We start from the raw sequence: 21,049 nt of genomic DNA, 5'->3' as shown, positions 1-21,049 counted from the left end.
GGATTCGGAGGGAGTCCCCTTCGCGTCAGCGGATTCGACGGGGAGTCGTCCCCGGTTCGATTACTGGACCGAGTAGTTCGCCGTCTTGCGCTTGTCCTCGAAGTACGGCGCAGGCGCGACGGTCGCTTTGATTTCGGTCTGTTCGTGGGCTTCGACGCGCGGGTTGCCCGAATCGGGCTCGCCCCAGAGCACCGATACCTCCGTGCCCGGTTCCGCGAGATCGACGTCGATGCTGCACAGCGAGAACATCCGCTTCTCGAAGTAGAGATAGCGGGTGTTGTTCGCGACGCCGACGAGTTCGCCGTCTTTCAGGACTTTGTCGTTCTGCGTCAGCGCCCAGTCCGCGACCGGAAGCTCCGTGTAGCGGTAGTTGGTCTCCTTGTCGAAGGACGAGCCGACCAGTTCCTTCGTGGCGTCTTCGTCCCAGACGAGGGTGACGCGGGTGCGCTCTTTGTTCTCGACTTCCTCTTGAAGCGCTTCCTTGCCGATGAAGTCGTGATCGAAGTCGATGAACCGTTCGTGTCCGGCTTCGACGGGTGTCAGGTAGTGGTCGGTGATCTCGTCGGAGTCGAGGCTGCCGCCGATAGCGAGCGCGCCCTCGAAGCTGTTGGCGTCGAGCCACTCGCGGTACTCTCGAAGGGTCTCGTCGTCGTGGTAGATCGCGGGCAGCGGGATCGACATCCACGCCGCCGTGATGACGTTGGTCGGGTACGCCATCGCGCCGATCTGGCGGATGTCGTACTTCTGGCCGGTCTCGACGATCGCCTCTCGGACGTCTGCTTGGACGTCCCAGGAGCCGAAGAACTCGAAGCCGGGTTCGTTCAACATTCCGTGTCGGAGCGCGTTGATCTCGTGACCCGCGATCGAGACGGGGCGGAAGTTGAAGAAGGGGACGTCGGGGAGCGGTTCGTCGACGACTTCCTTGATGAGGTCGAGCGCGTCGGGGCCCTGCACCTGGAAGCGGAACGTCTTCGGCGGCCCCTCGCGGACGCCGCCGTGTTCGTCTCGTTCGGTCGCCACGTCGTAGTCTCCGGTTTCGGCGTGGTACTGGACCCAGTTGATCGGGCCGTAGCCGACGAGGTTGAACTCGTTTTCGCTCAGGTGAAAGAGAATCCCGTCGCCGATGAGGTAGCCGTCGGGGCTCGTCGCGGCGAACTGCTTGGCCTGTCCGGGCTCGAAGCTGGAGAAGTCGTTGATACCCAGATCTGCGAACAGATCGAGCGCGTCGGGACCCTCGACGTGCAGGTCGGTCATATGGTGCGAGAGGTCGGCGATCGCGACGCTGTCGGCCCACGCGGCCTGCTCCTCGCGCCAGTTGGTGTGTTCCGACGGGAGGTCGGCGAACAGTCGGAGGTGGCCGGAGTCGGCGTGGGAGCCGATGCGGCGGACGAGATCCAACGGGTTGTCGTACTGCTGCAGAACGTCTTCGAGGCTCTCTGTCATAGTGGTGCCTGAGAATACATTTCTTCCAATATTATTTAATTATTTCCTAACCGGTGTGAATCTCCTCGTCCGAGACGACCACTCGTTTCATATTCGAGGGGGGCTAACTACGGATGTGAGCTCCGATACGGTTCCACTCCAGACGGTTTCGCGGGCGTTCGAGGTGCTCGACCTGCTGGAACGCGAGCGGGAGGCCGGTCCAGCGAAGATCGCGGCCCTGATGGACGTCAACCGGAGTACAGCACACGACTACCTCGTCTCGTTGGAAGCGACCGGCTTCGTCGTCAGAGAGGCGGGTAAATATCGGATCGGTTATCGATTTCTCCAGCGGGGAAGCCGCCTCAAGTACCGGAACCGGTTCTTCCACTCCTCTGACATCGTCTTGGGAAAGCTCTCCGAGCAGTCCGGCGAACTGGCTCAACTCGGCCAGGAGGAGTCGGGTGAGTGGGTGATGCTCCACGAGGAGGGTGACATCACGTCCGTTCAGACCGGCACCTACCCCGGATTTCGAACGCCGATTCACACCCACGCCGCCGGGAAAGTCCTTCTTGGGAATCTTCCAGAACCGCGAATCGAGGAGATTCTCTCGGTCGACGAACTTGAAGCGGTCACAGAACACACCATCACAGACCCGGCGGCCCTCCGCGATGAACTGCAGCAGATCCGAGAACAGGGGTACGCTATCGACCACGAAGAGCAGGTGGTCGGAATCGGTTTCGTGGCGTGTCCGGTGATCGAAGACGGCGAACTGCTCGGCAGCGTTTCCGTGGCGTGTCCGACCGGCCGACTGCAGCAAGATGAGTATCGGGAGAACCTCATTCAGAACGTGCGCGCGGCCGCCGAGGAGATAAGCGTCAACTACCGGTTCTACTGAGTCAGAGGCGGCGTCAACTTCTGATAACACTGCGTCGGGATCGTATCGTAGCACAGATTTCAGTCGCATAAACAGGAAAAATTATTACGATCTGTACGAATATATGACGCTGTATGCTGTTCCCACAACTGTTCGAACAATCGGTCGCGCGCACTCCCGAGCGGCCCGCAATCGTCCATCTCAACGGCGACGAGGAGCTGACCTACGCCGAGGTACAGACGCGGGCGTACGCCGTCGCGAACGAGCTTCACGACCGAGGTATCGACCCCGGCGATCGCGTCGCGATCTGTATGGCTAACCGTCCCGAGCACGTGATCACGTTCCTCGGAACGCAGCTCGCCGGTGTCGTCGCCGTCCCGTTCAACTTCCGCCTCGCCGCCGGTGGGGTTCGGTATCACCTCCAGGACTCCGATCCGGAACTGTTCTTTTTCGATTCGATTTCGCGGGAATCCGTCGCGGGCATCGCAGACGGATTCGATCTGGATATGGTCTACGTTGGCGATGAAACCCCTGACTTCGCGGAGTCGTTCGAGTCTTTCAGTGACTCGGCTCCCGAGCGGCCCGACGTGTCTGTCGCCCACGACGATCCGAGCGTGATGCTGTACAGCTCGGGGACGACGGGTGATCCGAAAGGCATTCCGCTGGACCACGAGGCGACGGTTGACCGGTGGATCATCAACTCGCTCGGGCAACGGTACTACCTCGAGGAGACGTTGATCGGCGTTATGCCGCTGTATCACACTGTCGGTCTGCACGGTATCCTCTGCGGACTGCTCTCGATGAGCGGGACGTACCTCTGTATGTCGCAGTTCGACCCCGAGATCGCCGTCCGCGCCATCGAGGAGCATCAGGTGACCGCCCTTCACGAGGCGCCGACGATCTTCGCGAATATGCTCGACAGCGATGCGATCGATGAGACGGATCTCTCATCGGTCCGGGCGATCGGTTACTCCGGTGCGCCGATGAGCCAGTCGATCTTCGACCGGGCGATCGAGACGTTCGAGCCCGACCACATCGCGAACCTCTACGGGACCACTGAGGTGTACGGTACCCTCGCATATCTCGATCTCCACGATATCGGCGATCCGACGGTGACCGGCCCTGCGAACGTGGGAATCGAGACCCGCGTGGTCGAGATCGGAAGCGATGATCCGAACGACCGAGTCGACCCCGGAAAACAGGGCGAACTCATCGTCAACACCGACTCCTCGGTGTCGTTCGACGGGTACTGGAACAAGCCCGAAGCGACTGCAGAGGCCATCCACGAGGGCTGGCTTTACACGGGTGACGCCGCACGTCTGACCGAGGAAAACCGGATCGTCATCACCGGTCGCGTCGACGATATGATCATCAGCGGCGGCGAGAACATCCACCCCACGGAAGTCGAGGACGTCCTGCTGACGCATCCTGGCGTTTCGGACGTCGGTGTCGTCGGTCATCCCGACGACGAGTGGGGATCGATCGTGGTCGCGTTCGTCGAACGGAGCGGCGATGTCACGGCGGAAGAACTCGATCAGTGGTGCAAAGACAGCGACGACCTGGCCGATTACAAGCGACCGCGCGAGTACCGGTTCATCGACGAACTGCCCCGAAATCCGAGCGGTAAGATCGAGCGGTATAAGCTCAAATCCAACGAATAGGGTTCCTCTCGACCGCTTTTGGCAATTTCGCTCTTTCTCGTTCGACGACCCGTCACGTCTCTTTCCTTTTGAGATCCGTCTGCCCGTTTCTCTTTCGCTGTGAACGCTCCGTCTATCGTTCCACATTGTGTACGGTATTACCGGACAAAATCCGATTCAACCTCTTTGGTAGCGAACTTTGATGGGCTCTGAGGGTTCTGTGTATGTATTGAGTTGCTTACGGTGGTGTCACTTGTGCCGTCGAAATGCAATACAATGTACTAACAACCGTACGCATGTTATTTATGTCACCCGTGATTACTGCTATCTGGATCACCACTCGATTTTGGACGCTTAGATCGGTGTCTCGTTGTACTCGTCGATCTCAGAGGTGGCTTGTTGTCGATGGAACTCGGTCGTTTTACTCTCTACAACGTTCTATTCGTTCGGTAATGTCGGACAAATATATCGTTGACTGCTCTGTCGTCTATCGAGGGACGACTCAATCTGAACCGGACAATTCATTTTGAAACTCATCGTCTCACGATCAAATCGCCGCTTATTCATCTATTATCTCTTATACTAATTAATATTACATTTTAATATTACTTTACCGAAGTAACTTCATATTAACACGGAGAATCTTTCCATTGTTCGACTAACCACGATCTCATTAGGACTACCTTCTGGAAACTCGAATGTCATTTTCCTGCTGAAGTCACATCGTTGGAAATACCAAAACGAAACTACAACACTCGGATGTTTGGAACGTGCGTCGGATCGGACCCGTTTCCCGTTCCGCTTTGAGGGTGCCCTCGTGGACGACAGTATCGGTTTCGCGACCGAAGCCGGTGCGAACTATCTCATTCTGGACGGTCGAGGAGGCGCTTCCCGGCCGCGAACTCTAACCAATGCCCCCACACGGCTACTCCCCCACTGTGTCGAGGTAGGTCACCAATCGAAAACTACGACCTTTGGGCCGTCGTTCCGTTGACAGTCGGGAAACGGTCACGGTCGTGCGGTTGCTCGAAATCGAGTCCGGGCCCGATCGGTGTGATTTCCCCCTGGTAGTAGCCGTCGTCTTTGATGTGTTCCATCCGTACTGTCTCCGCGAAACCTGGCGTCTGGTAGAGATCGCGTAGATACGGCCAGAGGTGGTCGTACTGGTGGAGATACTGCTTATTACACTTGAAAGCGGTGTGATAACACTCGTCAAACCGGATCAGCGTCGGAAACAGCCGTACGTCGGCGAGCGTGAGTCGATCGCCAGCAAGGTATCGCTGGTTGGCGAGTACCCCGTCCCAGCGATCCAGGGCGTCGAAGACGTCCGTGACCGCCTCATCGTATGCGGCCTGTGAATCGGCGAAGCCAGCCCGGTAGACTCCGTTGTTGATCGAGTCGTAGATCGACTCGATGATGCTGTCGATTTCGGCGTGATACCCGTCGGGATATAGATCGACGGTGTCGCCGTACTCGTCGAATTCTGTGGCGAACATCCGCATTATCTCGATCGATTCGTTGTTGACGATGGTTTCTCTCCTCTTGTCCCACAGCACTGGTACCGTCACGCGACCGGTGAATTCCGGGTCAGCCAAGACGTACACGTTCCGGAGGTAGTCACATCCGTTGACCGTATCTCTCGTACAGCCCTCCTTCGCGGGCGTGAACTCCCAGCCGTCGTTCTCGCGCCACGGATCGACGACGTCCATCGAGACGATCTCAGTCAGGCCCGCCAGGCGACGAGTAAGTGCCGCACCGTGAGCCCACGGACAGTTCCTGGCGATGTAGAGGTGATATCGACCCGGTTCCGGTTGGAATCGACTATCTTCATCGTTCTGGATCCGGTCACGGAACGACGTCTGGGCGCGGTCGAACGCGCCGGTTTCGTCGGTATACGGTTCGATATCGGTCCGCCATTCGCCGTCGACGAGCATATTCCTGCCCATGGCTCGATACATGGGCCACTCGCTTACAACCCTGCCGCCCGGCGAACCCACCACGCAGACCGGAGCGTATCCCCCCTTTAGGTATTAGATGAAGCGGAGTCCTGTACATTCCTAATAAGCCCAAAACTGTTCGTACGCATATACTACCCCGTTCGCACGATACGGCGCGCAAGCGGCTGATTTCTCAGTTACAATATCTACTATCGTTCCCGGCGCACCGAACGCCGATGATTATCGTGTATCCTGGGCAGTTAGCGACCGTGGCTTGCGAAGTGTGTACTCCAGCGCCCGATAGACGATCATATATCAGTGTAGAGTTTATTTCGGCGCGTACGACTCGGTCACTCGAACGTCATCCCGTATCCCCACTCCTCCAGTTGTTCTTCGACCTCGTTCGTGTGTTCGAGGCCGACCAGAACGAGCGCCTCTCTGAGATCCGTGAGCGAGACGCTGTCGCCGAAGGTGTCTTCCAGATCCCGAAGCGTCTCCCGTTCCGCGGTCTTCGTTTCGGGTTGCAGAAAGAGCGGGACCCGATTACGGCCGTCCTGCACGCCGTCGCGTCTGAATTTGTACGGAATCTGCATCGGTTCTCGCCCGGTGGATTCGTTCTTACCATCGGGTTCGGTAGATTCCTCGCGTTCGCTTCCGGCCTCCGGAATCTCGTCGGTGCCTCCGTCGTCCTCGGACGGCGTATCGTCCGCGAACGGGTTCTCGCCGGCTCCCTGTTTCATTCCAGTCATGCGGTCATCACCTCGTGGTCGACGTCCCCCGGCGCCGGTGGATTCGGCGCCTCCAGTGCCACCTCTTTTTCTAAATGCCTTGCGAGTCGGTCGAACTGCGCGAGCGTCTCCAGCTCGTAGTCACGTCGGCGCTCTCGATGCTCGCGAACGTACGCGAACGCCGAGCACTGCTGCATCCAGCATCCCTCCATCAACGACGCCCGCTCGCCGATGATTTCTGGGACCGGGTAGTTGATCCCGTCGAGGATCTCTCGCTGATCGCGGGTATTTTTGAATCCCATCGGAATCGCGGCGAGGACACCGACTTTCACGTCGAGTTGTTCCTCGAAGCCAGAGACGAGTTCCTCTAACCCTTCGACGGCCGCCTGTCCCTTTGCACTCGGTTCAACGGGAATCACGAGCGATCGCGTCGCGTTGATCGCGTTGTAGAGGTGCGGCCCTTCCGTTGCTGGAGGGTCACAGATGAGCACATCGTAGTTGTCCGGCACTCCCGCTTCTCTGAGAACGCGGAGGAGTTGTGCGTGGACGCCGAAGGCTTCGCCCATCGCTTCCGATTGCTCCTTCTCTCGCTGCAGGTACTCCGCGAGATCGGAGAGCATGTTGTGCTCCGGGATAATGTCGACGCCCTCGACCGTCCGCACGAGCGCGTCGAACTCGCCCTTGGGTCGACGGATCATATGCCGGACGATGTTGTCCACGGATTCGGTCCGTCGGTTGTCCACGCCGAACAGCCGTGAGAGGTCCCCGTCCTGCGGATCAAGCGGGACGACGAGGGGCTTGAGTCCGGCCCGTGCGTGCGCCACCGCGAGATTCGCCGCGGTGGTGGTTTTTCCGACCCCACCTGCCTCACTGTACGTCGAGTATGCGAGCATTACCGGCCCAACGATTGGCTTCACCTTGAATGTTCTCCAGACGCATTCCGGAATTCGATGAATGATGTTTCATATCGAACACCATAAATTCGTGATCTTCATTGAAACAACTCTGTACTGTTTTCCTTTAAGCCTATTAATGAATACCATCCATTAACGGTGTTCCTGATTGAATGTAATGAACACAACTAATGAACAATACTAATGAGTTCGGTGAATGACTGTGTGGCATAAGTGGACTTTCTTACTGTCTCCCTGTGGGCTGTCTATATGCTGACGTCGATGAATTTCCACACATTCAGCCGGGAATGGCAGTCCTGAATCCGTGTACTGGGTTCCATTCTAGAAGCACGGTTCCGGCGGTAGCCGACGATATCGACCCATACTTTCTTCGCTTCGGGGGTCGTTCTGCCGCTGGAGTCGCCCTGGCTCCGTGAAACGATGAATATCGAGCAATTCAAATCCGAACACGTTCCCCGTGTCTCCGACGAATCGTTCCAACTCGAGAACAGCTATACGCTCGACGTCGCGGTCGAGGGTTCGGTCCTGGCGAAGGCGGGATCGATGATCGCGTACTCCGGAGACCTCACGTTCACCGGACGCGCCTCCGCGGAGGGCGGGATCACTGGCTTTCTGAAACAAGCGGCCACTGGGGAAGGCACGCCGGTGATGACGGTCGAAGGGAGCGGTCACGTGTATCTCGCAGATCACCAGAAGAAAGTACAGATACTGGAACTGTCGGCGGACGACTCGATCACCGTCAACGGTGAGGACGTCCTGGCCTTCGAGAACGACGTTTCCTACGAAATCAGCACAATCGACAGCCTCGCTGGCTCGTTCGCCGGTGGGTTCACCAACGTGTTCCTCGAGGGCCCCGGCTACGTCGCCATCACGACCCACGGTGACCCGCTCGTGTTGGAACCTCCGGTCGCGACCGATCCCAGTGCGACGGTCGCGTGGAGCGGCACCTCCCCGAACGTGCAGGTGAACCGCAATCTCTCGGATATGATCGGCCAGGAGTCCGGCGAACGGTATCAGATGAACTTCGAGGGAACTGACGGATTCGTCGTCGTCCAGCCCTACGAGGAACTGTAGGAGACGCGATCTTCGCGGCACGCTGATACGCGTTTTTCTCCTCGAACCGAATTCGCTTTCGCGGGTACGCTGCTCTCAGAAGTATGTCGCTCTTAGTACCCGCGAACCGAGCGACTGCGCTTGGTGCCCCCGGAGGAGAGCGAACTGTCGGTCTCGGTCGGAAGGATCTCGAACAACGGGGATCCATCCGCGTCGGGTCGTAGCTCTCGGGCGGCAGCGGCCGAAAGGACCACGTTCGCACCCACGGAGACTTCCTCGTCTGTGACCGATCGACAGAGGTGCGCGAGCGACTGGCGGTACGCTTCCGATCGGTTCCGACTCCGAAGTACAACGGTCTCTTTGTCCTCGTATATGGTGCCGCGTTCGAGCAGGTAGAGTTCGACACACCGCCGTCGGCTTTCGAGATCTGTCTCGAGCAGCCACGAGGGAAGTGGCGGGGTAGTCGCTGCGTTTTTCGTCCCGCGCGGTGCACCCGCGGCGCCCAGACAGCGGGCGAATACCGAGCCGTCGACGCCCGGCAGCAGTTCAGTCGGTCTGGTCGGCGCGCTCCTGTGCCGACGGGTGGGTTCGACGCCGAGCGCCGACAGGCGGTTCCACAGCCGGTATCGACTTCGGTCGGCGGCCGGAGCGTACGCGACGGTCCACCGCCGATCGATACTCCCGCAGGCGAACACGCCGATGACACACTCCGCGAACGCCGCGGTGTGGGGATCCGCCATCGCGATATCCAGCCATCCGTGTTTTCGCGCGCATTCGACCCCGTTGACGGCATCGGGTTTGCCGCCGTCCATCCAGCCTCGGACTCGACTCGGCGGCAGATCCAACGCGGTTCCGACGGCGGTCCGACCGGCGTTCGGGTGGCGGTTCACGTACCGTTTGACCCGCCGGTAGTCGTCGAGTTGGTCCGCCGGATCGGCGTAACTGCGGGGATTGTAGGTTCTGGCGAGTGCTATTTCATCGATCATCGTCGTCACCGCCGGAGGGCTACCGAATTAGTGCTCGTAGGAGGCAAAAACTGTCCCTACAGAAACTGTACGAGGAATTAATCCCGGGAATCGAGCGGACGTTATTGGTACTCGAACGTCCGGAGCGTCGAGGAACTGCTGCCGTCCTCGGCTTGCCAGGTGACGCGGATCGTTCCGTTATCCGCGTTGGTCTCCACCTCGAAACTCTCGCCAGAGCTTACCGTATCGCCGTTGATGGTGTTCAAAAGGTTATCTACTTGTGCTCCATCTTGAACGATATCTCCGTTCACGTACAGATTCGTCTTCTCAATGGAATCACCAGCTGAGTGCGTAATCGTCGCATTCTGGTTCGAATCGAGATTCGTCGAGTTGATCTCGAACGTCGCCTGCGGGGCCGACTGGCCGATCCCCTGACCGAGATTCAGCACGAACGCACCGATAACGGCCGCGAGAATGACCGTGATCGCTACCATTAGAATGACGCCGATAACCGGGCTGACAGCACGCTCTTCCGTGAATAGTTGTTTGATGTTCATCGTTGTTCGTCCTCTGATTACCACTTGATTGCACGAACATATAACATTATTGACCTAAATATCAACGTTGATATTTTTATGTTCCACGAAACTGTTTGCAGTCCGGTAGTCCACGACTCCTTCACAGAGCGCGTCAACTGAGGCGACAGCGAAAATCGAGCGACTGGAGTGATTCGACCGACTGGTTCCGCGGTAGCCCGTGGAAACGTGGGGGAAGTGTCTCGCCTGCACCCCATTCCGTCAGAATTCGCCGTCCCGCCCAGCCACGAAGGTTTACAATCCCCCATCGAGAACCGCCGCGTATGGCTGCCCTGAAGTCCCTCCGTCCAGCCGTCGGTGCACTGATCCGGAATCCGATACTTATCGCCATCGTCGGTCTCTTCGGTGTGGTTCAACTGCCGCAACTGGCGCTGCAATCGTCGCAACCGCTGCTCGCGGCGCTCGTCTCGCTGGCGATCACTGGCGTGATGATCATCGTAGTGCCGTTCTTCCAGGGCGGCCTCCTCGGTATGGCCGACGAGGCGCTCGACGGGGAGACGAGCGTCGATACCCTGCTCGCCGACGGCAAAGCGAATTACGTCAGCCTCCTCATCGCGTATCTCGCCGTCTTCGCGGTCAACCTCGCCCTCGGGTTCGTCTCGTTCTTCGTCGCCCTGTTTGGCGGCGCTGGACTGTTCGCGCTCGGCGGTCAATCCAACCGCCTCGGGCTCATCGTATTCGTGGGTATCGGACTTCTGTTCGTCCTCGCGTACCTTCTGATCGCCTTTTTCATCCAGTTCTACGGGCACGCGATCGTCCTGAGCGACACTGACGTCGTCGACGGGTTCAAACGAAGCCTCGGACTCGTTCGTCGGAACCCCCTCAGCGTGCTTGGCTACTCAGCACTCCTCCTCGTCGGCAGTGTCGTCTTCGGCGGTGTCGGCGGCGTGGCCTCGATACTGCTGTCGCCGCAACCGACTGCCCTGCCGCTCCCGGAACTCTCGATGCCGATTCTGGCCGGTGCGGCCGTCGTCTACATCGTCGCTATCGCGGTTCTGGGCGCGTTCTACGCGACGTACTCGGTCGCGTTCTACCGCGCGATCGACGGCACGCGCGCGGTCTATTGAGTCGAAGTCGGTTTTCGGCGTATTCCGGGTCTGACAACCCGGTTTCGAACTCGAACCGACCGATCCCAGCAGTTCTTTCGATAGTGTACAGCGAGAGACCGATATCCTCCTCTTTGCGTCCCTGCACCTGGCGATCGTCTCTTCACCGACCACCACGACCGCGGCGTATTCACCGCTCAGTGCGTGATAACCCCACCCACGTGAATCGATTCGCGGAACCGGTCATTTATCCGTGCTGCCGACATATGTCGGTTGTGACTGAAGAATCAGGGCGACGGAATCTACGGATGCCCAACGGTGATGAGCTGTTCGCGGTCGTCGTCGAACACAACGGCGGCAACCACGTTCGCGTACGCTGTGCAGACGGAAAGAATCGGATGGGACGGATCCCGGGTCGGATGAAGTACCGCACGTGGATCAACGAGGGCGACGTGGTCCTCGTCGAACCGTGGGACTGGCAGGACGAGAAGGCCAACATCGAGTGGCGTTACTCCGAGCAGGACGCCGAGCAGCTGCGCGAAGAAGGCCACATCGAGTAGTTCTTTCTGGATTAGGTAGCCCCTGTTGTCGCGTCACCGCGGCGGTACAGGACGATCAACACGGCGATCAAGAGCACCTGAACGACTTTATCTCCGATCCCCAGCGCCGAGAAGTCCGGCGCGTTGACGACGTACCATCCCACGATCTGTCCGGCGGTGAACGGAATTCCCACCAGATACAGCAGCCGTCGCCGATAGTCGACGATCACTCCGATAATCCCGCCCAGGAACCCGATCCCGGCGATGATGAACGCCCAGCCGAGCGGGTCGCCGATAAAGCTCACGCCGAGCGCGAGGTGAATGACGCCGCTGATCGCCGCCAGCACGATGCCGACCCAGTGAATCCCGGTGAGCGACTCCGTCCGCAGAGACAGACCACCGGCTGTTTGTGTTGCCATATGTTCACAATGGACGTAATCAGCCTTTAATGTAGGGTCTCATCCACGAACGCACGAATATCCGCTCGGAACCGCGCTCGGCCGAACCGCGTCGGCGACTGATTCGGTGGTCCGTTGCGCTCTATCGCCGCCGCGAGCAACTCGATTGCCTCCTTGACCGACCCGAACAGCCGGTCCTCGCGCTCTTCCAGGACCTCTCGTTGACCGCCGCTGTCGGGTGCGAAGGCGACCATTCCCGCGGCGACGTACTCCGCGACGGACAGCCCGAAGTGTTCCTTCGGCTTGCAGTTGATTCCGTACTTGTGCGTCCGGAGCAGTTCTTCGAGCCGCGCTCTGGGGACGTCGCGCTCGACGGTGACGTACGATCTGTCGGCGGCCGCGCGTTCGACGCGAGCGACGTACCGGCGGTACGCTCGCGGAGCGGCACCGACGATATGCAGGTGCAGATCGCGGCCCTGACGGCGCACTCCGTCGACGATCTCGATCGCGTCGAACACCCGTTTATCGGGCGCGATTCGACCGACGACGACGCCGTCCGCCCGCTCCGACCAGTCGAGTCGCCGCTCAATTGGCTCGACCGGCGGGTGCAAAACGGCGGGTTCGACGCCGTAGAGCCGCTCGAATACGTCTGCCGTCCACGACGAGTTCGCCAGCAGTGTGCTGCCGTCGACCTCCCCCCGTTCGGGCCCCGCCAGTCGACTCCACAGCGGGTTCAACGCTCCCGCCGAGTCACCCGACGCTGCGGCTCGATCGGGGCGGAACTGCGGGTAGTGGATGTACTGGACCGCGGGAATCGAGAAGTCGAACTCGTTGGCGGTGCTCACGACGAGATCGTACTCGCTGGCGTCTCGCTCGAAAAAGTGGCGTATGAGAACGCTCCTGAACGGTAGCTGGGGTCCGACGACGGGTGTCACGGTCGACAGCGCCCGGGCGACTGCCCGGCCTCCGAGCGGATTTCGGACGGTGAGTCGGCTCGAATCGAGCGCGATCTCGAACCGCTCGGCGAGGTCGAGGGGGGCGGTCTCCGACAGCGTGTACAGGGTGACGTCGTGGTCGCGCTGGAGCGCTTCACAGACCGCGAGACAGACGACGTCCGCGCCGCCGTGGAAATCAAGCGTGTTGTGGACGACCGCCACCCGTGCCATACCGCACGTTCGCGCTGCCGTGTGATGATTCCGTTGGCTATCATCGCGTCCACAGCGCCGCGTATCCGCCAGCGCACTTTTGCCCCCGCCCATCGAACGACCGCTGATGAAGTGTGCGTTCGTCGGTGCGGGCGCTGTCGCACGCAAGTACGCGTCGGGCCTCGAAGAGTCGTCGCTCTCGCTGACCGCCGTCTGCGACCTCGACGCCGACCGGGCCGGGCAGTTGGCGGCGGCCGCCGGAGCGACGGCGTACTCGGACCTCGACGACCTGCTTGCCGCCGAATCGGCTCCCCTGCTCGTGAACCTCACGAGCCACGCCGCCCACGCCGACGTCACCGCGGCCTGTCTCGACGCCGATCGCCACGTGTTCACCGAGAAGCCGCTCGCACTCGACGCGACTAAGGCGCGCGAACTCGTCGCGACAGCCGACCGACGGGGGCTCGCCCTCGGCTGCGCGCCGATCAACCACGCCTGCGACGCCCAGCGACACGCGCGCGATTTCCTGACGGACGGCCGCTTCGGGCCGATCCGGCTCGGTTACGCGCACGCGCACGTGGGACGGGTGACTGAGTGGCACGACGATCCCGACTCGTTCCTCGACGTGGGGCCGCTCTACGACGGCGCGGTCTACCCCCTCTCGCTTCTCGTCTCCTGGTTCGGCCCGGTCGACGCGGTCAGGGTCGCCGACGCGCTCGACGTCTGGCCCGACCGCGAGGATCGCACTCCCGGCCGAGTGCCTCACATCGAGTCGATGATCGAGTTCCGAGCCGGTCCGGTCGTCCGACTCACGGCGAGCCTCTACGCGCCGCACCGGAGTCGGGAGTTCAACAGCCTCGAACTGCACGGCGACGACGGATCGCTGTACCTCGCTGACACCGGGGCGCTCGCTGCCAAGCGGGAAACTGTCTCCGTCGGCGGCGCGGGTCGGCCCTACGTGGCGGCCCCCCACCCCCAGCCCGAACGGACGCGCCCGTACATATTCGGACCCGAGCGACTCGCGGCCGCGATCGGGGACGGGAACGCACCGATCCGGGGTGCTCGACGGGCCGCGCACGTCGTCGCCGTCTGTAACGCCATCGAGCGGGCCGCAGCCGATGGCTCGCGTGTCGACGTGGAGGACTCTGACGCGGGATTGCTCGCCGTCGGTGACCGATCCTGCCCGCCGATTCGCCCGCCGACGCGAGACGCGTCAACGAACCCGTCGACGGGCGGCGCTGAGGAAGGAGATCCCATCTCCAACCGATCTGCATCCCAAACCCTCCGCGACGCCGCGATTCGACTTCCGAGCGTCGGCTTCGGCTGCTCGCGGTACCGCGACGGCGAGTACGTCGACCGGATCGACTCGATCGCGACGGCGCTCGACGCGGGGTATCGGCTGTTCGATTCGGCGGAACTGTACGGCAACGAGACGCGAATCGGGAACCTCCTCGACGCGCCCGGATCGCCCGACCGGGAGGGCCTGTTTCTCATCGGCAAGGTCTGGAACACGAACCACGAACACGTCGAGGAGGCCTGTCGGGGCAGCCTCGACGAACTCGGCGTCGACGCCTTCGACTCCTATCTGCTTCACTGGCCCGACGCGTGGGCCTATCAGGGACCGCTTCGCGACTTGGCGTCCGAACCGGTGGAGAAACAGGAGGAGCGCACCTTCCCGACCGACGACAGCGGCGATCCGGCGACCGCGAACGTATCGCTGGAAGAGACGTGGAGACGCCTCGAAGAACTCCACGACCGAGGGCTCGCTCGGACGCTCGGCGCCTGTAACGTGTCGCTCTCCCACCTGGAGCGACTTGCTGAGACGGCCCGTGTCCCCCCGGCGATCGTCCAGATCGAGTCGCACCCGTACCTGCCGCGGGCCGAGATCGTCGAGTGGTGTCACGCGCGCGGCGTTCGAGTGCTCGCGCACTCTCCGCTGTCGGCCCCCGGGCTCCTCACCGAAGACGCGCTGTGCGCCGTCGCCGACGGCCACGACGTTTCACCAGCGGCAGTCGCGCTCGCGTTCCACGTCGACCGCGGCGTCGTTCCCATCCCCGCGAGCAACGATCCCGCACACCTCGTTGCGAACCTCGCGGCCGCACGGGTTCGGTTGACGCCGGACGATCGTCGGCGACTCGCGACGCTCGAAGACCCGGAGTTCGACCGTGACTGACGAGCCGACGGCCTCGACGGCGCTCCGACGGGAGTGGGCCGCGGTCGCGACGAGCGTTTCTCTCCTCCTCGTCGGCGGTGCCGCCTTGCTCGCGATCCTTGCCGACGCGTCGACGCTGGAGTCGGGTCCCGCCCCAATCCTTCGAACCGACCCGCTCTCGGAGATCGCGATTCGATGGCTGCTCCCCGCTCTCTCAGTCGGGGCCTTCGAGCTGTGGTTCTGCTTCCGATACCTCGGCGCAAACCGCCCACTGTCGGAACCGGCAGGTGGCACGTATCGAACGCTCGGCGTTCCGAACCACGTGACGCTCGTCCGCGGCGTCCTGTTCGCCGCGCTGGCCGGATTCGCTGCGCTCGCTCCACGTCCGGAAATCGCGTGGATCCCCGCTGCTCTCTACGGTGCGGGGTGCGCCCTGGACGCTGTCGACGGGTTTCTCGCCCGGCGGCTCGATCGCCGAACCGTCCTCGGCGCGAAACTGGATATGGCGTTCGATACGACCGGATTCCTGGTCGCTCCGGTGGTTGCGGTCCTGTGGGGACACCTGCCGATCTGGTATCTCTCGCTGTCGGCCGCACGGTACCTGTTCAGGTTCGGCCGCGGAGTTCGCCGCCGCCGCGGAAAACCCGTCTACGACCTGCCGGACAGTCTCGTCCGCCGCCCGCTCGCGGGGGTGCAGATGGGATTTATCACGCTCGCGCTCGCGCCGCTTCTGGGTCCCGGAGTGCTCCGCGTGCTCGCCGCGGTCGTCCTCGCGCCGTCGCTCGCGGTGTTCCTCCGCGACTATCTGGTCGTCGCTGGCTGGTATGCGCCGAGTGAATCGACGTGAAGCACTCGGGTCGCACAACCGCCTACCCGACGGCGCGGATGAGAACGAACAGCGTCGCGATCGAGGCGAGCGTGGTGAGAAAGACGTTCAGCGATGCGAACTCCTCGTCGCCACCGAGTTCGCTTGCGAACACGTACGTCGAGACCGCAGTCGGCGTTCCGAGCATTACGATCGACGCGGTGAACGTCGCGGCGTCGACCTCCAGGAGCGAGAGGGCAATCCAGCCGAAAAGCGGCATACAGACGATTTTCACGGCGACGACCGCTCCGGTGGAAACGACGTCGACGCTCGGGAGGTCGACCTGGAGCGACGCGCCGACGCACAGCAGCGCGATCGGGAGGGCGAGGGTCCCGAGGACGTCGAGTCCGGCCGTGACCGGCCCCGGTACCGGCAGTCCGAGCGATCCGATTGTCAGTCCGGCGATGAGCGTCGCGAGCACGGGGTTGCGCGCGAGGCGTCGAACCTCCTCGCCGATCGAGGCGTCCGCCTCGTTGATCGCCGTGAGAATGACGATCGTGAGCGGGACCTGCGTCAGCGACACCACGCCGAGGACGACGCTCGCGATGGCGGTCACCCGCGCGTCGAACGTCGCCGCCACGAGCGGTAGTCCCAGATAGCCCAGGTTCGAGTGGTACGACTGTATGATGGCGACGCTCCGGCGACCCCGTTCCTCGGCGCCGCGATGAATGAGCCACGCGACGCCGACTGTCCCGAAGACCGCAGCCAGCAGGCCGACGAGCAGTTCCCCGGTGAGCAACTCGCCGATCGCCTGATCGTACGTCGAGACGAAGATGAGCGCGGGGAGGGCGACGTAGTACGCCAGCGTGTTGAGTAGCTGCGTCCGCCGTTCGTCGAGCGCGCCGGAGAAGCGCAGCCCGGTCCCGACCAAGAGAAGGACGAGCAGTCCGAGCAGTCGGCCGAGAACCTCCATACGACTGTGGTCTCTACCCTCCCCCTTACGTTGATCGGGTTTGGATGGCTCAGTGGCTTTGCGTGGTCACCGCCCTTGCCCGGCCGATTGGATTCGCGTGGCGCATCATACTTGCGCGGCCCAATGGGTTTGCCCGGCCTATCTTCCTCCCTCGCCGCGGAACGCGTCACTGTCGGACCGAGAACGGGATAGACCTTTCCGCGTCCCCTCCCAACACAACCCGATGAACGCGACCGAGGGATTCACCTTCGATTTCCACCCCGGAACGATCGTCGTCGGCGCTGGCTGTGTCGCCGGTCTCGGCGACGAACTCGAACGCCGCGACCACGAGCGGGCGATGCTACTGAGCGGCCGGACTGTCGGCACCACCCCCGCGGTCGTCGATCCGATTCGATCCGGACTCGGCGACCGTCTCGCCGCGGAGTTCCCCGAAACCACTCCGGCGAAGACGCTCGGAACCGCGCTCGCGGGGCTTCGTCTGGCGCGCGAGCACGACGTGGACGTCGTCGTCGCTGTCGGCGGCGGAAGCACGCTCGACACGGCGAAAGCCCTCTCCGCGCTCTCCTCGCACGGACAGTCGACCGAGGACGTCGCAAAGCGGGCCGTCGACACCGGTGAACTCTCGGTGGCTCCGCACGGCGACCCGCTTCCCATCGTCGCCGTGCCCACGACGCTCGCGGGAGCGGACCTTTCCGATATCGCGGGCGTGACGCTCACCCTCGACCGCGACCTACCCGACGGTGCCGACGCGTCTGCGGGTGCGGCGGCTCCCCGCAACGCCTCTGATGGTGAGGGGAATCCCGAAAGCGGCGGCGTCGGCGACCCTCGCTTGATGCCGGAGGCGCTGTTCTACGACGCGGACCTGTATCGGACGACGCCCTCCGCGGTCCTTGCCGCCTCGGCGATGAACGGCTTCGACAAGGGCGTCGAGATGCTCTACTCACCGCACGCGACGCCGATCACCGACGGGACCGCCGCGCGCGGCCTGCGGCTGCTCGTTGGAGGGGTCGGAACGATTCGCGAGGACCCGATGGACGACGAACGACTCGCTGACGTGCTTTCCGGCATCGTGAACGTCCAGTACGGGCTGGCTGGTGGGGACGGCTACCGGGCGTCGATTATCCACGCCTTCGGCCACGGCTTCTCCCACGGCTTCGACGTGCACCAGGGCACCGTCCACGGCGTCGTCGCCCCGCACGTCCTCCGGTACGTATTTGATGCGGTCGACGGCCGCCGCCGTCTCCTCGCCGAGGCGCTCGGTTGTCCGATGGGCGACGGCTCCGACGACGCTGTCGCCGCGGCGGTGATCGACTCCGTCGAGGACGTTCGAGACGATCTGGGTCTCCCGAGTCGACTTCGCGACATCGACGGCATCGAGCGGTCCGACCTCGACGACGTCGCCTCGGCGATCTCCGAGGACCGCCTTCTGGACGTCGCGCCCGACGGTGTCGATCCGGGGATCGACGAGATCCGTTCGATACTCGACCGCGCGTGGTGAGCGAGCCGTCGGCGTCACCGGCACCTGTGTCGAGCGTGGCGGGTCTCGAACCGATCGAACCGCTTTCGCGCCGCGTCGAGGGCTACTGTTCTCCCGGATCGGCGGTTAGCCGGGATCGGGACGCTCTCCCGGATCTGGGATTTCTGCGGCGTCGAGCGCTTCGGCCAGCCGCGAGCCGTCGGGCACGGCCTCGGCGAACCGCACGGTGCCGATCGTCACCTCGCCGTTGACTGAGAGGAAGCCGAGTCCGCCGGAGGCGGCCTCATCGAGGTTGACCAGGAACGCGACCTTCCGGGCCGCGGCCACCCCGTCGATCGTTAGATCGGCGTCGATCGACCCGTAGAGCCGCCGGTACTCGTAAACGTGTTCGACGCACCGCGTCGTGGGTGCGAACAGTAACAGCAGGTTGATTGCGGGCGCTTCCCTACCGAGGCGTTTCCGAAGCGCGTGCTCGTCGTCCTCGTAGAAGTACCGCTCCATCCGGCGGTACTGGCGAAGGATTTCGTTCGCGCCGCCCGCCATCCGCACGGCGGGGTCGGCCTTGAGTTCGACCACGTACTCGACTCGCTCCGGGGGCCGGGTTCGGACGTACAGGTCGACCGCGCCCCTGTTCCCGTAGTGGTCGTACGGCTCTTCGAGGTGGATCTCCGGGGATTCGAAGGCCGCCTCGAAGTGTTCGACCGCGGCCGTCGCCAGTTCGTCCTCCCGCATCGCTTCGATGGACTGCCTCACGGGATATATGCGCTCCGCTGTGACGGTGCGGTCGGCACATCGGTTCTAACAGACTCTCGATCGGTGCGTTGTTTTACCCAGTCCACCTATCACGGCGTATGCGCGCAGCCCTCGTTCTCGCTGGCGGACGGTCGACCCGGTTCGGCGACCGCGACAAGGCCGTCGCTGACCTCGGTGGGATGCCGATGATCCGCCGCGTCGTCGATCGGCTGGCACCCGTCGTCGACGAGGTAGTGATCAACTGCCGAGCCGACCAGGTCGACGCCATCGAGACCGCGCTCGCGGGCCTCGATTTCGAGCCCGCGTTCGCTGTCGATCGCGACCCGGACGCGGGGCCGATGGCCGGGATCGCTCGCGGATTGGAAGCGGTATCGGCCGAGTACACCCTCGTCGTCGCCTGCGATATGCCCTTCGTCGATCCCGAGGTGGTCGATCTCCTCTTCGAGCGCGCTCGGGACCACGACGCCGCGGTCCCGCGGCTCGATGAGTGGTTTCAGACGACGCAGGCCGTCTATCGGACCGAGCCGATGTCGCGCGCCTGCCGCCGGGCGCTCGACCGCGGGGCGAGTCGGATCGTCGCACCCCTGGACGACCTCGACGAAGTCGTCGTCGACGCCGACGAGATCGAATCCGTCGGCTCCCTCGACACGTTCGAGAACGTCAACACGCCCGAGGAGTTCGAAGCGGCGAAGCGGCGGTTCGAGGCCGAGTGATACCTTGGAATGAGTGGATCGGGCGAACCGGATTCGAAGGACGCGGGGTGATTCCTACTTAGACGACGTCGACGAGTGGATCCTCGGCGCGCATCTCCGCGAGGACGACGCGCGGCACGTCGGCACGGTCGTGGATCTCTGCGGCGATCTCCCGGGCCGTCTCTTCGAGGTCGCCGTCGTCGACCATATTGAGCAGCGGGATCGCGGTCGCTCCGTCGGGCACGTCCTTCATCCCGCCGCGGTCGCTCGCCAGCACTCTGGCGACGTCCGCGGCCGAAATCTCCTCGCCTTCCGACAGTCCGGTGATCTCAGACACCTGGTCGACCCGATGCACGAGCGACGCCGAGAGCGGTTCGCCCACGACGTGAACGCTCGCGATCGACACCACCGTGTCCGCTGTTGTCGGGAGCTGCGGCTCCTTCTCGGCGGGCGCTTTGAACCGCCGCATCCGGGCCCCATCGGCCTTCACGAGCACGGGGACGTCGAAACCTGCGAGCGCGTCGACGGTCGCCGGTTCGTAGCCGCGGTATCGGTCGTCGCGTTCGCGCTCCGGGACCAGCCCGAGCGGCCAACCGGCGCCGTCCGACCCGCGGTCTCGCTCGAAACTGTCGGCGGTGACTCCGTCGAGGACGCCGACCGGATCGTCCGTCACCACGACTCGGTCGACCCAGTCGTCGAAGATCGGGATACGGACGGTCGCGGTGACGACCGCACGGTCTAGGCGAGACGCGAGCGCGGCGAGCGTCGTCTTCTTGCCGCCAGCGCCGACGACGCAGGTCGTCCCGCTCTCGGCCTCCAGTGCAGCGACGATGTCCATATGGCGTGGACGAGCGCGTGGTAATTGAATCGTGCGCTTCCGTCGGGAACGCGATAACCTGCCTCCGTGAGGACGTGCTCGTGCGCCTTCGTGGGAACGTGGATC

20 protein-coding genes are annotated in these 21,049 nt (G+C 62.7%); 9 read left to right on the top strand and 11 right to left on the bottom strand.

What is annotated here, in order from left to right; genetic code table 11:
- Positions 1 to 60 precede the first annotated feature (60 nt).
- Positions 61 to 1,443: an aminomethyltransferase family protein gene (locus FJT57_RS12620; RefSeq protein WP_144905759.1), complete on the bottom strand. Its 1,383-nt coding sequence runs from the start codon at positions 1,441 to 1,443 to the stop codon at positions 61 to 63.
- 115 nt (positions 1,444 to 1,558) lie between these two features.
- Here FJT57_RS12620 and FJT57_RS12615 point away from each other — a divergent pair, with 115 nt between their 5' ends.
- Together FJT57_RS12615 and FJT57_RS12610 are read left to right on the top strand one after the other, a co-directional pair.
- A complete protein-coding gene (locus FJT57_RS12615; protein WP_162524349.1) occupies positions 1,559 to 2,317 on the top strand; it encodes an IclR family transcriptional regulator in 759 nt (252 codons plus the stop codon).
- Positions 2,318 to 2,430: 113 nt separating this feature from the next.
- Entirely contained in the window at positions 2,431 to 3,957 is a 1,527-nt protein-coding gene (locus FJT57_RS12610) for a class I adenylate-forming enzyme family protein (RefSeq protein ID WP_144905754.1), read from the top strand.
- A 944-nt stretch (positions 3,958 to 4,901) separates the two neighbouring features.
- Here FJT57_RS12610 and FJT57_RS12605 read toward each other — a convergent pair.
- The 3 genes from FJT57_RS12605 to FJT57_RS12595 all read right to left on the bottom strand — a co-directional run bounded on the left by FJT57_RS12605 (position 4,902) and on the right by FJT57_RS12595 (position 7,494).
- Positions 4,902 to 5,882, bottom strand: coding sequence for a glutathione S-transferase family protein (locus FJT57_RS12605; RefSeq protein WP_144905752.1), 981 nt, complete (start codon positions 5,880 to 5,882; stop codon positions 4,902 to 4,904).
- 341 nt (positions 5,883 to 6,223) lie between these two features.
- Entirely contained in the window at positions 6,224 to 6,622 is a 399-nt protein-coding gene (locus FJT57_RS12600) for a hypothetical protein (RefSeq protein WP_144905750.1), read from the bottom strand.
- Complete coding sequence (locus tag FJT57_RS12595; protein WP_144905748.1) at positions 6,619 to 7,494, bottom strand: ParA family protein; 876 nt, start codon at positions 7,492 to 7,494, stop codon at positions 6,619 to 6,621. The genes FJT57_RS12600 and FJT57_RS12595 overlap by 4 nt, the downstream gene beginning before the upstream one ends.
- Positions 7,495 to 7,935: 441 nt before the next feature.
- Here FJT57_RS12595 and FJT57_RS12590 point away from each other — a divergent pair, with 441 nt between their 5' ends.
- Complete coding sequence (locus tag FJT57_RS12590) at positions 7,936 to 8,589, top strand: AIM24 family protein (RefSeq protein ID WP_144905746.1); 654 nt, start codon at positions 7,936 to 7,938, stop codon at positions 8,587 to 8,589.
- A 92-nt stretch (positions 8,590 to 8,681) separates the two neighbouring features.
- On the opposite strand, the gene FJT57_RS12585 is transcribed toward FJT57_RS12590, so the two are convergent.
- Together FJT57_RS12585 and FJT57_RS12580 are read right to left on the bottom strand one after the other, a co-directional pair.
- The gene (locus FJT57_RS12585; RefSeq protein WP_144905743.1) at positions 8,682 to 9,554 is read right to left on the bottom strand and encodes a hypothetical protein; all 873 of its coding nucleotides are present in this window, start codon (positions 9,552 to 9,554) and stop codon (positions 8,682 to 8,684) included.
- Positions 9,555 to 9,655: 101 nt separating this feature from the next.
- Entirely contained in the window at positions 9,656 to 10,090 is a 435-nt protein-coding gene (locus tag FJT57_RS12580; protein WP_144905741.1) for a type IV pilin, read from the bottom strand.
- Positions 10,091 to 10,392: 302 nt separating this feature from the next.
- Between FJT57_RS12580 and FJT57_RS12575 the strand changes: the two genes are divergently transcribed.
- Together FJT57_RS12575 and FJT57_RS12570 are read left to right on the top strand one after the other, a co-directional pair.
- Positions 10,393 to 11,196: a DUF7847 domain-containing protein gene (locus FJT57_RS12575; RefSeq protein ID WP_144905739.1), complete on the top strand. Its 804-nt coding sequence runs from the start codon at positions 10,393 to 10,395 to the stop codon at positions 11,194 to 11,196.
- A gap of 254 nt (positions 11,197 to 11,450) precedes the next feature.
- Positions 11,451 to 11,735: a translation initiation factor eIF-1A gene (locus FJT57_RS12570; RefSeq protein WP_345775905.1), complete on the top strand. Its 285-nt coding sequence runs from the start codon at positions 11,451 to 11,453 to the stop codon at positions 11,733 to 11,735.
- Positions 11,736 to 11,746: 11 nt separating this feature from the next.
- On the opposite strand, the gene FJT57_RS12565 is transcribed toward FJT57_RS12570, so the two are convergent.
- The gene (locus tag FJT57_RS12565) at positions 11,747 to 12,133 is read right to left on the bottom strand and encodes a DUF7475 family protein (protein WP_144905735.1); all 387 of its coding nucleotides are present in this window, start codon (positions 12,131 to 12,133) and stop codon (positions 11,747 to 11,749) included.
- A 26-nt stretch (positions 12,134 to 12,159) separates the two neighbouring features.
- A complete protein-coding gene (locus tag FJT57_RS12560; protein WP_144905733.1) occupies positions 12,160 to 13,278 on the bottom strand; it encodes a glycosyltransferase family 4 protein in 1,119 nt (372 codons plus the stop codon).
- Positions 13,279 to 13,384: 106 nt separating this feature from the next.
- Here FJT57_RS12560 and FJT57_RS12555 point away from each other — a divergent pair, with 106 nt between their 5' ends.
- Together FJT57_RS12555 and FJT57_RS12550 are read left to right on the top strand one after the other, a co-directional pair.
- Positions 13,385 to 15,427 (top strand): aldo/keto reductase, encoded by a 2,043-nt coding sequence (locus tag FJT57_RS12555; RefSeq protein ID WP_144905731.1) that lies wholly within the window; start codon positions 13,385 to 13,387, stop codon positions 15,425 to 15,427.
- Positions 15,420 to 16,253, top strand: coding sequence for a CDP-alcohol phosphatidyltransferase family protein (locus FJT57_RS12550; RefSeq protein WP_238993988.1), 834 nt, complete (start codon positions 15,420 to 15,422; stop codon positions 16,251 to 16,253). The genes FJT57_RS12555 and FJT57_RS12550 overlap by 8 nt, the downstream gene beginning before the upstream one ends.
- 22 nt (positions 16,254 to 16,275) lie before the next feature.
- Here the strand turns inward: FJT57_RS12550 and FJT57_RS12545 are convergent, their stop codons facing one another.
- Positions 16,276 to 17,184, bottom strand: a complete 909-nt coding sequence (locus FJT57_RS12545) for an AEC family transporter (RefSeq protein ID WP_144905729.1) — start codon at positions 17,182 to 17,184, stop codon at positions 16,276 to 16,278.
- Positions 17,185 to 17,407: 223 nt separating this feature from the next.
- On the opposite strand from FJT57_RS12545, the gene FJT57_RS12540 reads away from it, so the two are divergent.
- Complete coding sequence (locus tag FJT57_RS12540) at positions 17,408 to 18,682, top strand: iron-containing alcohol dehydrogenase family protein (RefSeq protein WP_144905727.1); 1,275 nt, start codon at positions 17,408 to 17,410, stop codon at positions 18,680 to 18,682.
- A gap of 105 nt (positions 18,683 to 18,787) precedes the next feature.
- Here FJT57_RS12540 and FJT57_RS12535 read toward each other — a convergent pair whose 3' ends face one another.
- Positions 18,788 to 19,393: a hypothetical protein gene (locus FJT57_RS12535; RefSeq protein ID WP_144905725.1), complete on the bottom strand. Its 606-nt coding sequence runs from the start codon at positions 19,391 to 19,393 to the stop codon at positions 18,788 to 18,790.
- Positions 19,394 to 19,512: 119 nt separating this feature from the next.
- Between FJT57_RS12535 and mobA the strand changes: the two genes are divergently transcribed.
- Entirely contained in the window at positions 19,513 to 20,127 is a 615-nt protein-coding gene (gene mobA / locus FJT57_RS12530; RefSeq protein ID WP_144905723.1) for a molybdenum cofactor guanylyltransferase, read from the top strand.
- Between the two features lie 58 nt (positions 20,128 to 20,185).
- Here mobA and yqeC read toward each other — a convergent pair whose 3' ends face one another.
- Positions 20,186 to 20,944: a selenium cofactor biosynthesis protein YqeC gene (gene yqeC / locus FJT57_RS12525; protein ID WP_144905721.1), complete on the bottom strand. Its 759-nt coding sequence runs from the start codon at positions 20,942 to 20,944 to the stop codon at positions 20,186 to 20,188.
- Positions 20,945 to 21,049 lie beyond the last annotated feature (105 nt).

The sequence above is a fragment of the Halobellus captivus genome, assembly GCF_007655485.1.
GTDB classification, from domain to species: domain Archaea; phylum Halobacteriota; class Halobacteria; order Halobacteriales; family Haloferacaceae; genus Haloquadratum; species Haloquadratum captivum.
This window is presented reverse-complemented; position numbering and strand designations above follow the sequence as displayed.

What these genes read in the sequence shown, in the direction of transcription:
- FJT57_RS12605 (WP_144905752.1), bottom strand. Translation starts at nt 5,882, where the DNA reads ATGGGCAGGAATATGCTCGTCGACGGCGAATGGCGGACCGATATCGAA.
- FJT57_RS12540 (WP_144905727.1), top strand. Translation starts at nt 17,408, where the DNA reads ATGAACGCGACCGAGGGATTCACCTTCGATTTCCACCCCGGAACGATC.
- mobA (WP_144905723.1), top strand. Translation starts at nt 19,513, where the DNA reads ATGCGCGCAGCCCTCGTTCTCGCTGGCGGACGGTCGACCCGGTTCGGC.
- FJT57_RS12560 (WP_144905733.1), bottom strand. Translation starts at nt 13,278, where the DNA reads ATGGCACGGGTGGCGGTCGTCCACAACACGCTTGATTTCCACGGCGGC.
- FJT57_RS12565 (WP_144905735.1), bottom strand. Translation starts at nt 12,133, where the DNA reads ATGGCAACACAAACAGCCGGTGGTCTGTCTCTGCGGACGGAGTCGCTC.
- FJT57_RS12555 (WP_144905731.1), top strand. Translation starts at nt 13,385, where the DNA reads ATGAAGTGTGCGTTCGTCGGTGCGGGCGCTGTCGCACGCAAGTACGCG.
- FJT57_RS12620 (WP_144905759.1), bottom strand. Translation starts at nt 1,443, where the DNA reads ATGACAGAGAGCCTCGAAGACGTTCTGCAGCAGTACGACAACCCGTTG.
- FJT57_RS12585 (WP_144905743.1), bottom strand. Translation starts at nt 9,554, where the DNA reads ATGATCGATGAAATAGCACTCGCCAGAACCTACAATCCCCGCAGTTAC.
- FJT57_RS12600 (WP_144905750.1), bottom strand. Translation starts at nt 6,622, where the DNA reads ATGACTGGAATGAAACAGGGAGCCGGCGAGAACCCGTTCGCGGACGAT.
- FJT57_RS12610 (WP_144905754.1), top strand. Translation starts at nt 2,431, where the DNA reads ATGCTGTTCCCACAACTGTTCGAACAATCGGTCGCGCGCACTCCCGAG.
- FJT57_RS12580 (WP_144905741.1), bottom strand. Translation starts at nt 10,090, where the DNA reads ATGAACATCAAACAACTATTCACGGAAGAGCGTGCTGTCAGCCCGGTT.
- FJT57_RS12535 (WP_144905725.1), bottom strand. Translation starts at nt 19,393, where the DNA reads ATGCGGGAGGACGAACTGGCGACGGCCGCGGTCGAACACTTCGAGGCG.
- yqeC (WP_144905721.1), bottom strand. Translation starts at nt 20,944, where the DNA reads ATGGACATCGTCGCTGCACTGGAGGCCGAGAGCGGGACGACCTGCGTC.
- FJT57_RS12545 (WP_144905729.1), bottom strand. Translation starts at nt 17,184, where the DNA reads ATGGAGGTTCTCGGCCGACTGCTCGGACTGCTCGTCCTTCTCTTGGTC.
- FJT57_RS12595 (WP_144905748.1), bottom strand. Translation starts at nt 7,494, where the DNA reads ATGCTCGCATACTCGACGTACAGTGAGGCAGGTGGGGTCGGAAAAACC.
- FJT57_RS12575 (WP_144905739.1), top strand. Translation starts at nt 10,393, where the DNA reads ATGGCTGCCCTGAAGTCCCTCCGTCCAGCCGTCGGTGCACTGATCCGG.
- FJT57_RS12590 (WP_144905746.1), top strand. Translation starts at nt 7,936, where the DNA reads ATGAATATCGAGCAATTCAAATCCGAACACGTTCCCCGTGTCTCCGAC.